Source organism: Streptococcus timonensis, assembly GCF_047460355.1.
Classification (GTDB): Bacteria; Bacillota; Bacilli; order Lactobacillales; family Streptococcaceae; genus Streptococcus; species Streptococcus timonensis_A.
This window is the reverse complement of the sequence record NZ_JASHGL010000002.1, coordinates 120,366-136,480: the sequence shown is the minus strand read 5'-3', so window position 1 is coordinate 136,480 and position 16,115 is coordinate 120,366. Positions and strand designations below refer to the sequence as shown.

General features: G+C 38.0%; 12 protein-coding genes. 9 read left to right on the top strand and 3 right to left on the bottom strand.

Features of this window, described 5'->3' with window-relative positions:
- Positions 1–4: 4 nt before the first annotated feature.
- From macP to QM941_RS04015, 6 genes are all read left to right on the top strand, one after another.
- Positions 5–316 (top strand): cell wall synthase accessory phosphoprotein MacP, encoded by a 312-nt coding sequence (macP, locus tag QM941_RS04040; RefSeq protein WP_414339129.1) that lies wholly within the window; start codon positions 5–7, stop codon positions 314–316.
- Between the two features lie 11 nt (positions 317–327).
- Positions 328–1,017 (top strand): 5'-methylthioadenosine/adenosylhomocysteine nucleosidase, encoded by a 690-nt coding sequence (locus tag QM941_RS04035; protein ID WP_414339127.1) that lies wholly within the window; start codon positions 328–330, stop codon positions 1,015–1,017.
- Between the two features lie 123 nt (positions 1,018–1,140).
- The gene (gene pcrA / locus QM941_RS04030) at positions 1,141–3,432 is read left to right on the top strand and encodes a DNA helicase PcrA (RefSeq protein ID WP_414339126.1); all 2,292 of its coding nucleotides are present in this window, start codon (positions 1,141–1,143) and stop codon (positions 3,430–3,432) included.
- 46 nt (positions 3,433–3,478) lie between these two features.
- Positions 3,479–3,739, top strand: a complete 261-nt coding sequence (locus tag QM941_RS04025) for a SemiSWEET family transporter (protein WP_414339125.1) — start codon at positions 3,479–3,481, stop codon at positions 3,737–3,739.
- Between the two features lie 105 nt (positions 3,740–3,844).
- Positions 3,845–4,546, top strand: coding sequence for a response regulator transcription factor (locus tag QM941_RS04020; RefSeq protein ID WP_414339123.1), 702 nt, complete (start codon positions 3,845–3,847; stop codon positions 4,544–4,546).
- Complete coding sequence (locus tag QM941_RS04015) at positions 4,543–5,421, top strand: sensor histidine kinase (protein WP_414339121.1); 879 nt, start codon at positions 4,543–4,545, stop codon at positions 5,419–5,421. Before QM941_RS04020 ends, QM941_RS04015 begins: the two co-directional genes overlap by 4 nt.
- A gap of 39 nt (positions 5,422–5,460) precedes the next feature.
- Here QM941_RS04015 and QM941_RS04010 read toward each other — a convergent pair whose 3' ends face one another.
- The 3 genes from QM941_RS04010 to QM941_RS04000 form a co-directional block, all read right to left on the bottom strand.
- Complete coding sequence (locus QM941_RS04010) at positions 5,461–6,222, bottom strand: ABC transporter permease (RefSeq protein WP_414339120.1); 762 nt, start codon at positions 6,220–6,222, stop codon at positions 5,461–5,463.
- Between the two features lie 10 nt (positions 6,223–6,232).
- Positions 6,233–7,141 (bottom strand): ATP-binding cassette domain-containing protein, encoded by a 909-nt coding sequence (locus tag QM941_RS04005; protein WP_414339119.1) that lies wholly within the window; start codon positions 7,139–7,141, stop codon positions 6,233–6,235.
- A gap of 270 nt (positions 7,142–7,411) precedes the next feature.
- Entirely contained in the window at positions 7,412–8,221 is an 810-nt protein-coding gene (locus QM941_RS04000; RefSeq protein WP_414339117.1) for a Cof-type HAD-IIB family hydrolase, read from the bottom strand.
- A 183-nt stretch (positions 8,222–8,404) separates the two neighbouring features.
- Here QM941_RS04000 and QM941_RS03995 point away from each other — a divergent pair, with 183 nt between their 5' ends.
- From QM941_RS03995 to addA, 3 genes are all read left to right on the top strand, one after another.
- Positions 8,405–9,076: a lysostaphin resistance A-like protein gene (locus tag QM941_RS03995; RefSeq protein WP_414339116.1), complete on the top strand. Its 672-nt coding sequence runs from the start codon at positions 8,405–8,407 to the stop codon at positions 9,074–9,076.
- Positions 9,077–9,208: 132 nt separating this feature from the next.
- Positions 9,209–12,460 carry an ATP-dependent nuclease subunit B gene (rexB, locus tag QM941_RS03990; RefSeq protein WP_414339114.1) on the top strand — a complete coding sequence of 1,084 codons (3,252 nt, stop codon included), beginning with the start codon at positions 9,209–9,211 and terminating at the stop codon, positions 12,458–12,460.
- Complete coding sequence (gene addA, locus QM941_RS03985; protein WP_414339112.1) at positions 12,457–16,107, top strand: helicase-exonuclease AddAB subunit AddA; 3,651 nt, start codon at positions 12,457–12,459, stop codon at positions 16,105–16,107. Before rexB ends, addA begins: the two co-directional genes overlap by 4 nt.
- Positions 16,108–16,115 lie beyond the last annotated feature (8 nt).

Below are 16,115 nucleotides of genomic sequence, written 5' to 3'. Positions count from 1 at the left end.
ACCAATGGGAAAACCTTTATTAACAGATGAGATTATTGAACGTGCTAATTGTGGAGAGGATATTTCTGGTCCTCCTTTACAAGATGATGAGGAAACAAAGATCTTATCATTTTCTTCTCAAAATAATAGATATTCACATTCAAGAGACCATGGTTTTAGTCAAGATACATTGACAATCGAGGTCGAGCCGTCTATTCATAAGAGTCGTCGCATCGAGAACACAAAGAGAAATGTCTTTAATTCTAAATTGAACAAGATTTTATTTGCAGTCATTTTTCTCTTAATTCTATTAGTACTTGCTATGAGATTTATCTAAGGAGAAATGATATGAAAATTGGAATTATTGCAGCTATGCCTGAAGAGTTAGTTTATCTAATTCAACATTTAGAAAACGCTCAAGAAGAGACGGTATTAGGAAATAAGTATCATACAGGTAACATTGGTTCAGTCGAGCTTGTCTTGGTCGAGAGTGGAATTGGTAAAGTCATGTCTGCTATGAGTGTCGCAATCTTAGCTGATCACTTTAAAGTAGATGCTGTCATCAACACTGGTTCAGCTGGAGCTTTGGCTGGAGGCATTGAAGTCGGTGATGTAGTGATTGCTGAAAAGCTAGCTTATCATGATGTTGATGTGACTGCTTTTGGTTATAAATACGGTCAGATGGCTCAACAACCACTCTACTTTGAGACAGATAAAAAGTTTGTTAGCTTGATTCAAGAAAGCTTGTCTAAACTAGACCAAAATTGGCACTTAGGTTTAATTGTAACAGGAGACAGCTTTGTAGCTGGTGAAGACAAGATAGCCACTATTAGAAAACATTTCCCTCAAGTTCTTGCTGTGGAGATGGAAGGGGCAGCGATTGCTCAGGCAGCTCACGCGCTTAATTTACCTTTCTTGGTCATTCGTGCCATGAGTGATAATGCCAACCATGAAGCTTCTATTTCATTTGATGAATTTATTTTAGAAGCTGGCCGTTGTTCTGCACAGGCTTTAATACACCTTCTAGAGTCAATGTAGAAAAATAATGGAACACTTTAAATAGTGTTCTTTTTTCTTTTTAGAGTAGCAACTCCTAGTAGAGTTATTTTTCTCAATTTTTGTTATAATATAAAGACTGATTTGAAGTATGAGGAAGAAAAGATGAATGAATTATTAAAGGGAATGAATGACCGTCAAGCCGAGGCTGTTCAAACCACAGAAGGACCTTTGCTGATCATGGCGGGGGCGGGGTCTGGTAAGACTCGTGTTTTAACCCACCGTATTGCCTACTTAATTGATGAAAAGATGGTCAATCCATGGAATATCTTAGCGATTACCTTTACTAACAAGGCTGCTCGTGAAATGAAAGAACGTGCCTACGGGCTCAATCCAGCTACGCAGGACTGTTTGATAGCGACCTTTCACTCTATGTGCGTTCGTATCTTACGTCGTGATGCGGATCATATTGGTTACAATCGTAACTTTACCATTATCGATCCAGGTGAGCAGCGTACACTAATGAAACGCATTCTCAAGCAGTTGAATTTGGATCCAAAAAAATGGAATGAACGGACTATATTGGGAACCATTTCCAATGCTAAGAATGATCTGATTGACGATGTTGCTTATGCTGCTCAAGCAGGAGATTTATATACAAACATTGTCGCTAAGTGTTATGAGTCCTATCAAAAGGAACTCCGTCAATCTGAGTCAGTTGACTTTGATGATTTGATTATGTTGACCTTGCGTCTCTTTGATCAAAATCCCGATGTCTTGACTTACTATCAGCAAAAGTTCCAATATATCCATGTCGATGAGTACCAAGATACTAACCATGCCCAGTACCAACTGGTCAAACTGTTGGCTTCTCGTTTTAAAAATATCTGTGTTGTTGGGGATGCGGACCAGTCTATCTACGGATGGCGTGGTGCTGATATGCAGAATATCTTGGATTTTGAGAAGGATTATCCTCAAGCCAAGGTTGTTTTATTGGAGGAAAACTATCGCTCAACCAAAACCATTCTCCAAGCAGCTAATGACGTTATTAAAAACAATAAAAATCGCCGTCCTAAGAATCTATGGACTCAAAATACGGATGGGGAACAAATTGTCTACTATCGTGCCAATGACGAACAAGACGAGGCTGTTTTTGTAGCAAAAACCATTGATGAACTTAGTCGAAGCCAAAACTTCCTACACAAAGACTTTGCAGTCCTTTACCGTACCAATGCCCAGTCACGTACTATTGAGGAAGCCCTTCTCAAGTCCAATATTCCTTATACCATGGTTGGTGGTACCAAGTTCTACAGCCGTAAGGAAATCCGTGATATCATTGCTTACCTTAATCTCATTGCCAACCTAAGTGATAATATCAGTTTTGAGCGTATCATCAATGAACCAAAGCGTGGAATTGGCCCAGGTACTGTTGAGAAGATTCGTGACTTTGCGAATATGCAAGAAATGTCCATGCTGGATGCTTCTGCCAATATCATGTTATCAGGAATCAAAGGTAAGGCAGCTCAGTCGATATGGGATTTTGCCAATATGATTCTTGATTTGCGGGAGCAACTGGACCAATTAACCATTACAGAGTTGGTTGAGTCGGTTCTTGAAAAAACAGGTTATGTCGATATTCTTAATGCTCAGGCAACCTTGGAAAGCAAGGCGCGGGTTGAAAATATTGAGGAGTTCCTTTCTGTTACTAAGAACTTTGACGACAATCCTGATAGTCAAGAAGAAGAAACAGGTTTGGACAAACTGAGTCGTTTCTTAAATGACCTTGCCTTGATTGCAGATACGGACTCTGGTAGTCAGGAGACATCGGAAGTTACCTTGATGACCTTACACGCTGCCAAAGGACTCGAGTTTCCAGTTGTCTTTATTATCGGTATGGAGGAGAATGTCTTTCCTCTTAGTCGTGCCTCTGAGGATCCTGATGAATTAGAAGAGGAACGTCGTTTGGCCTACGTAGGAATCACACGCGCCGAGAAAATTCTTTATCTGACCAATGCAAACTCTCGCTTACTATTCGGTAAGACTAACTATAACCGCCCAACTCGTTTTATCAATGAAATCAGTTCAGATTTGCTTGAATACCAAGGTTTGGCGCGTCCAGCTAATAGTAGCTTCAAAGCATCCTATAGTAGTGGAGGCGTCGCCTTTGGTCAAGGCATGAGCCTAGCTCAAGCTCTACAAGATCGCAAACGCAACGCAGCACCAAGATCAATTGAATCAAAAGGACTACCTTTTGGACAATTTGCTACTGGATCAAAATCAACTTCAAGTGAAACCAGATGGTCTATTGGTGATATTGCCCTTCATAAGAAGTGGGGCGAAGGGACTGTTCTAGAAGTTTCAGGAAGTGGATCTACTCAGGAATTGAAAATCAATTTCCCAGAAGTCGGCCTCAAAAAACTTTTGGCAAGTGTAGCACCGATTGAGAAAAAAGCTTAAGTCAAATATGTTAAAAAGATATAGTTAGACAGAAAAAGGAGAATAAATGTCTGAAAAACAAATGAAAATCGTGGGTTGGATTGCAACCTTTATGTCCATTATGATGTATGTTTCTTATATTCCACAAATTTTAGATAATCTAGCAGGTCATAAGGGGAATTTTATCCAACCAGCAGTTGCAGCTTTAAACTGTTGCCTCTGGTGTTACTATGGCCTCTTTAAGGAAGAGAGAGATATTCCTATTGTTGCAGCTAATATCCCTGGGATAATTTTAGGGATTATAACTGCATTGACTGCTTTAATTTAATACATAGAATGAACTCTTTTTCGTATTTAACTATGAAGGAGAGTTTTTCTTTATCCGAAATTCCTAAAAAAACATGATATAATACTATTAGAAAGGTTGGTGTTTATGGCTAGAATACTTATCGTTGAAGATAATAATGAGATTCAAGAAATTTTGAGAACTCTTCTTTCTGAGGAGCATGAGGTGATTCAAGCTTTTTCTGGTACTGAAGGAATGATACGATTTGAACAAGGTGACATTGATCTAATCTTGTTAGATATTATGCTTCCAGGAAAAAATGGCGATCAGGTTTTAAAAGCCATTAGACAAGATAGTTCAGTTCCTGTCATCATGCTAACTGCCTTAAGCGATAAAAAGCTCATCAGCCAATATCTCTTAGATGGTGCTAATGATTATATCGTAAAACCTTTTGATTTGGATGAAGTTTTTGCCAGGGTTACGGTACAATTACGTCAAAATAGTGATAAGCAAGCAGCTGAAATAGAATATCCTGACAAGTTGATTCAACAGTTAAAAAATATTCAATTTGATGCAGATAGTTTTGAAATCAAAAATAGCCAGGAAACTATTCGCCTAGCTAAGAAAGAATGCTTGATTCTCCAAACCTTGTTGGGACATCCTAAGAAAATTTTCACGAAAGAAGAACTCTATGAATTAGTCTGGGAGGATACTTATTTACCAGGCGACAATACTCTCAACACTCATTTAAGTAATCTCCGTAAAAAATTAAGCCAACTAGATCCAGAGCAAGAGTATATTGAGACTATCTGGGGAGTTGGTGTTCGGTTAAAAGGAGATGAGCAATGATCTATATTTTACTTTCTTTGCTACTGCTGGTTATTATCCTATTGACGATAGGATTGATTCGCTATCATCTAGCACTCGTAAACTTGAGCCAAGAAATCGAAGACAAGATTCATACTGGAAGTATGAAGAGAATTGGAGTATCAACATTTTCAAAGGATTTTTTACATCTTTACCAGCAAATCAATCATCTCTTTCAAGAAGTTGAGCAGTCACGCTTGATTATGAAGCGAGAGAAGCAGACTTTAGACATGGCTATTAGCAATATTGCACACGATATTCGAACCCCTTTAACGATTGCGTCAGGTTATACTCAGCAATTGCTTAAAACAGAAAATCCTGAGTCTGAGAGTTTGAGAAAAATTGCTCATCATCTCAATCAAGTTTCAAAACGTCTAGAGGCTCTTTTGGACTATCGTCGATTAATGGAAGGAGCAGTTAAAGCTGACTTATCTGAGTTAGAAATCTCAACATTTATAACACAAAAATTACTGACCTATTATGATTCTTTTCAAACGGCAAAGATTAACTTTGATTTTCAAGTAGAACCTGGTCTTTATTTATTAACAGATCCAGATTTATTAGATCGTATGTTACAAAATCTCATTGGCAATATTCTAAAACATGGTAAGGATGAAGCGAGATTTTCTCTGAAGGAAGTGGACAATCATATCTGTTTGGAAATTGCTAATCTTGTCAAACAACCCATTCGTAAAATTGAAAATCTCAGTCAACGATTTTACTCTGAAAACCTCTCAGATACTGAAGAATCATCAGGTTTAGGTCTTTATATTACAGAAGAATTATCCCATCTACTTAGTGCAGAACTACAACTAAGTACAGATGGTTCTTGGTTTACAGTTAAAGTTCTCTTTTAAAGCAAAGAACCTCCTCTTTTTGAATAGAGGAGGTTGTTTTTATAGGCTTTTCTTCTTGAAAATTATCAGTCCACTGAAAGAGAAGAAAAGTATGACCGTTACGCAAACCGTTATGGTATAGAGAATAGCTTGACTATTAGTAGTCATGGCATAGGCAACATTCAAGGATAAATAGCGTAAAATCTCGATATCTGGAAAGATAAGCATCGGCGTTGAAAGCAAGGTAGAGCTGATTAAATAGCCAATGAAAACAGCCAAATAAGAATGAGTCACATAGAGAATGAAGGAAACAATAGATAGCCAAGCTAGAAGGCAGAGAAATTGAAGAGAAATTGTTAGAAGGAGATTGCCAATAAATCCTTCTGGCATCGTACCAAGACCGTTTAGGATAGTCGCTGGTACGAAAGCAATAACTAGGCTAACAAGAATTTGCATTAGAGCGATACTTGCTAATACTACAAATTTAGCTAGGAAGAATTCTGTGCGAGAAACACCCACTGTCAAACTGTTTTTATAGAGTTTTCCGATAAGATCAACTCCTAGAACTAAGCAAGCAAGGATAATACAGAGGAAAACTAGGTTTGAGCTATTGCTAGAGGTGTTAATAAGGGCTTGTATACCATCCCATCCCTTGCTAGGTAGTTCGCTTTCCACGTTTGTTCTTGTACTGACCGATATGAACTTGCCTGTAGCTCCGAAAGTAGCTCCCATTAACATGAGTGCAAAGAGAACGAGCTCTGTAATCCAAAAACCTTTGGAACGGAAAAGACGGTAAAAGTCTGCTTGAATTGTATGTATCATGGTTTTCCTCCTATTTTACTAATTGTGTGAAGTATTCTTCAAGATTTTGACGAGCATAGTAAATCTCATCCACAGCGACATCTGCTAGAGTAAGTTCTTTGAGAATGCGTTTAACATCTTGTTCATGACTAAAAATATGAATTTCATTATCTGAATTAACAACTTTAAATTCAAGATGCACTTTGTCTTTTAAGATTTGACTAGCTTTTTCTTTGTTACTTGTTTTTAGAACAATATAGTCTTCATTCAATGTCTCAAATTCGGCCTTACTGATTTCTCGAATGATTCTTCCTTGATCCAGAATACCAAAGCGATTGGCAACCAGATAGAGTTCTGACAAGATATGACTAGAGATGAGAATTGTTATGTCTAGTTCTTGATTCAGACGTTGGATCATTTGACGAAACTCTTTGATACCGATTGGATCAAGTCCATTGATAGGTTCATCAAGGATGAGAAAGTCTGGTTTTGATAGTAGGGCAATAGCAATGCCTAAGCGTTGTTTCATCCCAAGAGAAAAATCTCGAAAAACTTTTCTACCTGTATCTGTTAACCCCACATACTTTAATGTTTCCTGAATGACTTGGTCAGCATTTGGGATATGTCGAATCGTACAATAGTACCTTAGATTTTGATAGGCTGTTAAATGATTGTGAGCTACTGGGGATTCAATGACTGAACCTACTCGAGATAGGGCTTTCGTGCACTCCTTATACCCTTGACTAGAAAAAAGGGAAATCGTTCCATTGTCAGCAGATAATAATTGGGTAATGATTTTAATCAGAGTTGTTTTACCAGCACCATTTTTTCCGATAAGTCCATAGACATCTCCTTCTTTAACTGAGAGACTAAGATCTTGTAGAATAGGTTGTTTGCCAAATTGTTTGGACAAGCCATGGATTTCGAGGACTGTTTTCATAGTTTTCTCCTTTAACCTTTAATACTCAATGAAAAACAAAGAGCAAACTAGGAAGCGAGCCGCAGGCTGTACTTGAGTACGGCAAGGCGAAGCTGACGTGGTTTGAATTTGATTTTCGAAGAGTATAAGATGTTTTATTTTTATAACTCTAGTATAAATCATAGATATCAAAGAATCGTCAAGCATTTCTAAAGAGTTTCTAAAGTTTTTAAATTGCTAAAAAAATAAAAGCCCAGTTGGCTAGAAATACTAGTTGACTGGGCTTATTTTCTACAAAATATATTTCTCAATAGCGCGTGCAACACCATCTTCTTCATTGCTAGCAGTTACGGCATCAGCGAGAGATTTGACGTGGTCGCTGGCATTTCCCATGGCAATACCAAGCCCAGCAAACTCTAACATCTCAATGTCGTTATTGGCATCACCCATAGCCATGATTTCAGAAGGTTGGATATCTAAAATCTCAGCCAAACGAGAAAGAGCAGAAGCCTTGGTTGTACCGAGTGGCATTGCCTCATAGATCACTGGTTGTGAACGAACACCGCTAAATCTCTGACAAAGTTCATCAGCAAATCGTTGTTCAAAGTCATCTGTCTGTTCTTTTGTCCCTAAAAACATTCCCTGGAACATACGATATTTACCGCTGGTAGCCTCCTCAAGTGTGATTTCAGTCAGGTCAGCAAAGACAAGTGTGGCATCATATTGAACAATAGGATTTGGTTTGCCTCCGAGAACGAAGTAGTGTTCCTCATCAAAGAGAGTCAACTGAACCTCACTCTTTTCAGCAAGGTCATTGAGGTATTCGATGTCAGATTTGCTAAGTTCTCGCCAGTCAACAAGGCTCCAGTCACTGGTTTGGTGGGTAGAACAACCATTATTGACAATAACGTATTCATTTTGCAAATCAAGACCGAGTTTCTTGTAGTAGGGAAGAACCCCAAAGAGAGGTCGTCCAGTGCAGAGAACCAGTTTGACGCCTTTGTCGATAGCTTTATGAATAGCATCAATATGAGCTTGAGGGATTTCTTTGGCTTCGTTGAGCAGAGTACCATCCATATCCAGAGCAAGTAGTTTAATCATAGTATTTCCTTTTCACGTGTTTTGCCTATATTATAGCATATTTTGAGGCAAATAAGTCTAAAGCTAAGTGAAATGCCATTTCTATTTAGGTTTTTAGTAGATAGATAACAAAAATATGATATACTAAATTAGTAATATATTTAATATTATACTGATAATGGATAAAAAATCAGAGGACTTGGCATGAAAAAAAGAACAGTACAGATTTTACTAGCCTTGTTAGTAATTATTTATAGGAAGACATGGTTTTGGTGGATTTTTAATCATTTTGCAGGTAGGCTTGTACCTGCTAGTAGAGAATTTTTTCAAATTTTTGCTTTTTTAGAGCTCATCGTTACTTTTATAGCTATTCTTTATTTACTAGTATTCGAAGGTAGGAAAATTCTTGAGTTGAAGTGGAAATGGAGATATCCAGTTTATTTGCTTCTTGCTTATGGAGTCAATCATCTTTCAGGTATTGTGTTTTCCTTTTTAACCCCAGCAACGTCCAATCAAATGGCTTTAAATGAATTAGTTGAGATGACAGGGCGACAAGAGTTACTATATTTATTGCTTATTACTTGTCTGCTAGGACCAATTACAGAAGAATTGGTTTATCGAGGAGTTCTGATGAATACATTTTTGAAAGATTCACCTTGGTATGGAGATGTTTTACTATCAGCCTGTGTCTTTGGCTATGTGCATGTTTCTGATGGTATAACACCACTTGCCTTTTTCACCTATGCAAGCGGAGGAGCGATTGTAGCATTCCTCTACCGAAAAACTCATTCTCTCTATTATCCCATTTTGCTCCATATCATGATTAACATTTTAGCATTTTGGGAATTATGGGTACTCTTGTTTTCTGGTAGTTAATAACTATAAAAGGTCGGATTTTATTCCGACTTTTTTGATATGGGACAGGTTAAAATTAGGACTTTATATCAATCTGTTTTGACTTAAAAAATGATATAATAAAAGGTAATGACAAAAACAAACGAGGCAGAGATGAAACTACTTTATACCGATATTCGGACTTCTTTGACAGAAATCCTAACTAAGGAGGCTCAAGGACTAGTTGCCCAAGGCAAACGAGTCTTTTATATCGCTCCTAACTCTCTTTCTTTTGAAAAGGAACGTGCCGTGCTGGAATGCTTGTGTCAGCAGGCTTCTTTTGCTATCACAGTCACGCGCTTCGCTCAAATGGCTCGTTATCTGGTTTTAAATGATATTCCTGAGAGGTCAAGTCTCGATGATATCGGTCTTGGTATGGCTTTTTATAAATGTCTGTCCGAGATTGATCCGAAGGATTTACGTGTTTACGGAGCTATTAAGCAAGATCCGCAATTCATCCAGCAACTCATTGAAATTTATCATGAAATGACAACGGCAAAGATGAGTTTTTTGGACTTGGAAAGTCTTTCAGATGCTGATAAACGCTCTGACTTACTATTGATTTTTGAAAAAGTAACAGCTTATCTAAATCAAGGTCAAGTTTCGCAAGGAAGTCCATTATCCTATCTGATTGGTGCTATCGAAGAAAACAAGGTAAGTAGTGATTTTAGTAAGATTGCCCTAGTCATTGATGGTTTTACCCGATTTTCTGCAGAAGAGGAACACCTAGTGGATTTGCTTCATCGTAAGGGTGTTGAAATTATCATTGGTGTATATGCGACTAAGAAAGCCTATAATAGCTCCTTTAGTGAAGGGAACCTCTATCAAGCCAGTGTTGAATTTCTACGTCATTTAGCTTTTAAATATCAGACCAAGACAGAAGATGCATGTCAGGAACATGATAACCTTGATGTTTTTTCCAAAGCCTCAAGACTTCTGGAAAGTGCTTATGATTATTCTGAAATCAATATAGAAGTGGATGCTAAGGATAGAGAAGACTTGCAAATTTGGTCTTGTCTGACACAAAAAGAAGAGCTGGAGCTCGTTGCTCGTAGTATTCGCCAGAAATTGCACCAAGAACCAGAACTGAGCTATAAGAATTTTCGTATCTTACTTGGTGACGTAGAGTCTTATAAATTGTCCTTGCAGACAATTTTTAATCAATATCAGATTCCCTTCTATCTGGGTAAAAGTGAGTCTATGGCTCATCATCCTTTGACTCAATTTGTAGAATCCGTGGGACGTCTCAAACGGTACTATTTCCGTCAAGAAGATTTGATTAATCTCCTACGCACTGGATTGTATACCGACCTTAGTCAAGAAGAAATCGATAGCTTTGAACAATATATCCGCTATTTAGGTATTGATGGTCTTTCAAACTTTAAACAAGAATTTACAAAAAATCATCATGGAAAATTTGATTTAGAGAAATTAAATGAGCTGCGTGTCCGTGTCCTAAATCCACTAGAAACTTTATTATCCAGTCGTAAGCAAAAGACTGAAAATATCCTTACAAAATGGAACAACTTTTTGAAGGATTCATCTGTGACCAAGCAATTACAATCCTTATCTGAAACGATGGATGCGACAGAGCAAGAAAGACAAGAAGAGGTCTGGAAAGCATTTTGCCACGTAATGGAGCAATTTGCGACCGTATTTGAGGGGACTCAGGTTGCTTTAGATGATTTCTTAGCTCTTCTTCATTCAGGGATGTCCTTATCAAATTATCGTACAATCCCTGCAACTGTAGATACGGTTCTGGTGCAAAGTTATGATTTGATTTCGCCTTTAACTTCTGATTACATCTATGCACTTGGCTTAACCCAGGATCATCTACCTAAAATCACCCAAAATACGAGTCTTTTGAGTGATGAAGAAAGAGAAGTTTTAAACCAAGGTACTGAAGATGGCTCTCAATTATTGATTGCTAGCCATGAAAATCTTAAGAAGAATCGCTATACCATGCTTTCTTTGGTAAATTCTGCCAAGAAGCAATTGGTCTTATCGGCGCCAAGTTTACTCAATGAAAACGAGAGTAAAGAGTCAGTTTATCTGAAAGAATTGCAGGATTTTGGTTTTAGCAAGATTGAAAAGAGAATCGATCGAAAAAACCTATCAAAGGATGATATTGGTTCTTATCACAGTCTTTTGTCTAGTCTTGTTGCTTATCACCAGCAAGATGATACGGAGATAAGTGAGCAAGACTTAACCTTTATTAAGGTTCTAGCTCGTGTCATGGGGAGAAAATTAGAAGATCAAGGTCTTGATAATCCTGTCCTATCGACAAGTCCAAAAAGTAAGACCTTAGCTACTGAAACTTTGGAAGCCTTGTATCCTCAAAATCAAGATTTTTATCTATCAACTTCTGGATTAACAGAGTTTTATAGAAACGAATACAGTTATTTCCTTCGATATGTCTTAGGCTTGCAGGAAGAATTGCGTCTACGACCTGATGCACGAAGTCATGGAAATTTCTTGCATCGTATTTTTGAACGAGCTATGAAACTTCCTGCTGATACACCTTTTGATCGTCGTTTAGAACAAGCAATCTCTGAAACCAGTCAAGAACGTGAGTTTCAAGCGATTTATCAAGAAAGTTTGGAAGCCCAATTAACCAAGGAAGTTCTTTTAGACGTTGCGCGTGCAACTGGGCACATTCTTCATCACAATTCTGAAATTGAAACAATTCAGGAAGAAGCAGTCTTTGGTGGCAAGGAACAAGCTTTTGTTCAGTTAGAAAACGGTAGAAATGTCTATGTCCGTGGTAAAGTTGACCGTATAGATCGCTTAAAGACAAGTGAAGCTATTGGTGTTGTCGATTACAAATCTTCTCTAACTCAGTTTAACTTCCCTCTCTTTTATAACGGCCTTAATTCACAATTACCGACCTATCTAGCTGCTCTTAAGAAAGAAGGAAATACTGACTTCTTTGGTGCTATGTATTTAGAGATGGCTGAGCCAGTTCAGTACTTACAAACTGTTAAAACTCTTTCAAAGGCTTTGGCAGAAACGACTAAGAGTATGAAATACCAAGGGCTATTTCTCGAAAAAGAGATAAAAAACCTTGGAGAGTTTTACAATAAAAACAAGACTTATCAGTTGTCTGATGAGGAGTTCCAGTTATTGCTGGACTATAACGCCCTTATCTATAAGAAAGCTGCTGAGAAGATTTTATCTGGTAGATTTGCTATCAATCCTTACACAGAAGACGGCAGAAGTATTGCTCCATATGTCCAACAATATCAGTCGATAACTGGTTTTGAAGCTAATTACCATTTAGGTCAGGCAAGATTGTTAGACAAGGTCGCTAAGAGCAATGATAAGGAAACATGGTTTAATAAAATTAGAGAGGAGTTGGAGCGATGAATTTTTTATCCCAAGAAGAGATTGAAAAGTTGCAAATAGAAGAAGCTCATTCTGACAAGAAACCCAAGAAAACTGCTGAGCAAATTCAAGCTATCTACAGTTCTGGTCAAAACATTCTGGTCTCAGCATCAGCTGGCTCAGGAAAAACCTTTGTCATGGCTGAACGAATTCTTGATCAACTAGCGCGTGGAGTAGAAATTCGCCAACTCTTTATCTCAACCTTTACGGTAAAAGCAGCAACCGAGTTAAAAGAACGCTTGGAAAAGAAAATCAGCCAACAAATCCAAGAGACTCAAGATTTGGAGCTAAAAAAACATCTTGGAAGACAATTAGCTGATTTACCAAACGCTGCCATCGGAACTATGGACTCTTTTACTCAGAAGTTCCTGGCTAAACATGGTTATCTGATTGACCTCGCCCCAAACTTTCGGATTCTTGAGAATGAAAGCGAGCAACTCCTCTTAAAGAATGATGTATTTCGACAAGTTTTCGAAAGTCACTACCAAGGTAAGAGACAAGAACAGTTTAGTCAGCTGGTCAAGAACTTTGCGGGTAAAAGTAAGGATGCACGTGGTTTGCGTAAACAGGTCTATATGATTTATGACTTTTTGCAATCTACAAGTAATCCTCAGATCTGGCTACAGGAATCTTTCTTAAAAGGATTCGAAAAGGCCGATTTTACAAGTTCTAAAGAAAAGCTGGCTCAAGACATTCAGCAAAGACTCTGGGATTTAGAAAGTTTCTTCAGTTACCATCTAGAGAATGATGCCAAGGAATTTGGGAAAGCTGCCTACTTAGAAGCTGTCCAACAAGTTCTTGATGAAATTGGAGCTTTAACAAACGAATCTACTTTTCATCAATATCAAGAAGTTCTAGAACGAGTTGTGAGTATTTCTAAGGATAAGGGTGGCCGTGCTCTCACAAATGCTAGTCGCAAGGCTGAACTCCTAGAACTGAAAGAAGCTTACAACCAAGAGAGAAAAGACAAGTTTGAAAAACTAATTGCACTAAATGACCAAATTACTTTATTGAAATTCCAGGAAAAATATCATCAAGAGTCTTGGGACTTAGCAAAGACCTTTCAAGTTTTCATGAGTGATTTTGTTGCTGCCTATCGAAAGCGTAAACGCGAAGAAAATGCCTTCGAATTTACGGATATCAGCCACTATACCATTGAGATATTAGAAAACTTTCCTCAGGTGCGTCAAGAGTATCAGGAACGTTTCCACGAAGTCATGGTCGATGAGTACCAAGATACCAACCACATCCAGGAAAGAATGTTAGAACTTCTCTCTAACGGGCGTAATCGTTTTATGGTGGGAGATATCAAGCAGTCTATTTATCGTTTTAGACAGGCAGATCCCCAAATCTTCAATGAAAAATTCCATAGTTTTACTCAGGATAGCAAAGAAGGTCAATTAATACTGCTCAAGGAAAACTTCCGTAGTAGTTCAGAAGTACTAAATGCTACCAATGACGTCTTTAAGCATCTCATGGATGAGGAAGTTGGAGAGATTTCTTATGACGGCATGCATCAACTTGTTTTCGGAAATACTGATTTACACCCAGATCCAGAAAACAAGGCAGAAGTCCTCTTGTATGATAAGGATGTTGATGGTGATTCTAAGGAAGAGGAAGAGTTTTCGTCCAACAAACTGACTGGTGAAATGCGAATGGTCATTAAGGAGATATTGCATCTTCATAATGATAAAGGGGTTCCTTTTAATGACATTGCTCTCTTGACTGCCAGCAGAAGTCGGAATGACCAGGTTTTACTTGCTTTGTCGGAATATGGGATACCAGCTAAAACTGATGGCGCTATAAACAATTATTTGCAATCTTTAGAAGTGCAGGTTATGTTGGATACTCTTCGTGTCATCCATAATCCTCTGCAAGACTTTGCTTTAGTAGCTCTCATGAAGTCTCCTATGTTTAGCTTTGATGAAGATGAATTGGCTCGTCTAGCTCTTCAAAATTCTGAGGATAAGGTTCAAGAGAATTTTTATGAAAAACTAGTCAATGCTCAAACAAAAACTAGTATTCAAAAGGATTTAATTAAGTCTGAACTCCATAAAAAGCTTAACCTTTTCTTGGAAACTGTTAATGCTTGGCGTTTGTTCTCAAAAACTCATTCGCTTTATGACCTTATTTGGAAAATCTATAGCGAACGTTTCTACTATGATTATGTTGGTGCTTTACCAAATGGTCAGGCTAGACAGGCCAACCTCTATGCCCTAGCACTACGAGCTGACCAGTTTGAAAAGAGTAATTTTAAAGGCTTATCACGTTTCATAACTATGATTGATCAAGTCTTGGAAGCCAAGCACGACCTTGCCAGTGTGACTGTAGCTCCACCTAAGGATGCTGTGGAGCTTATGAGTATTCATAAGAGTAAGGGGCTTGAGTTCCCTTATGTCTTTATTCTCAATATTGATCAGCAATTTAACAAGCAAGATTCCATGTCTGAAGTTATCCTAAGTCGTAAAAATGGCCTTGGTCTTAAGTACGTAGCTAGAGTAGCTACAAATGCAAAAGAGGAATATCTTCCCTCTACGATTAAGTTATCCATTCCAAGCTTGACTTATAGTCAAAATGAGGAGGAGCTCCAATTAGCAAGCTATTCTGAGTTGATGCGTTTACTGTATGTAGCCATGACTCGTGCTGAGAAAAAACTCTATCTAGTCGGAAAGGGATCACGAGAAAAGTTGGAGTCTAAAGAATATCCGACAAATGGGCAAGGTCTTTTGACTCGTGAAACAAGACTTGACGCTCAAAATTTCCAGGACTGGATTTGGGCCATCTATCAAGAGTTTTCTAAAGAGGACTTACACTTTAGTGTGCGCTTTGAAGGTGAAGAAGACCTAACCAAGGAAGCTATCGGAGAATTGGAAAATAAAAGCCAGCTCCAAGATCTTTCTCAGGCAAGCAACCGTCAGTCTGATACCATTAAGGAAGCTTTAGAAATGCTGAAAGAAGTGGAAGTGTATAATGAAATCCACAGAGCTGCGATTAATCTTCCGAGTGTTCAGACCCCAAGCCAGATTAAGAAGTTTTATGAACCAGTCATGGATATGGAAGGTGTAGTAGTAGCTGGTCAATCTAAACCAAAAGAAAATACTATTCTGTTTGAACTTCCAGACTTCTCCAAGACAGAAAAAGTCACTGGAGCTGAAATTGGTAGTGCTACCCATGAACTCATGCAACGAATCAATCTCGCTAAGAAACCTACTTTGGGAACCTTGACAGAAGCCTTGGAGCAAGTTCAGGCAACTTCAGCTGTTAAAGATAAAGTTAATTTAGAAAAAATCTTGTCCTTCTTTGATACAGCTCTTGGTAAAGAGATTCTTGCAAATCAAGATAAACTTTATCGAGAACAACCCTTCTCTATGTTAAAACGGGATGATAAGAGTCAGGAAGACTTTGTTGTCCGTGGAATTTTAGATGGTTATCTCCTTTACGATGATAAGATTGTTCTATTTGACTACAAGACAGATCATTATGAATATCCAAGTCAACTGATTGAACGTTATAGAGGTCAATTATCTCTATATGCAGAAGCCTTGTCTCGTTCTTACCAAATAGATCAAGTTGAAAAATATTTAATCTTACTTGGCAAAGATATGGTTGAGGTGATCGAAGTCAACTAATATTGTAA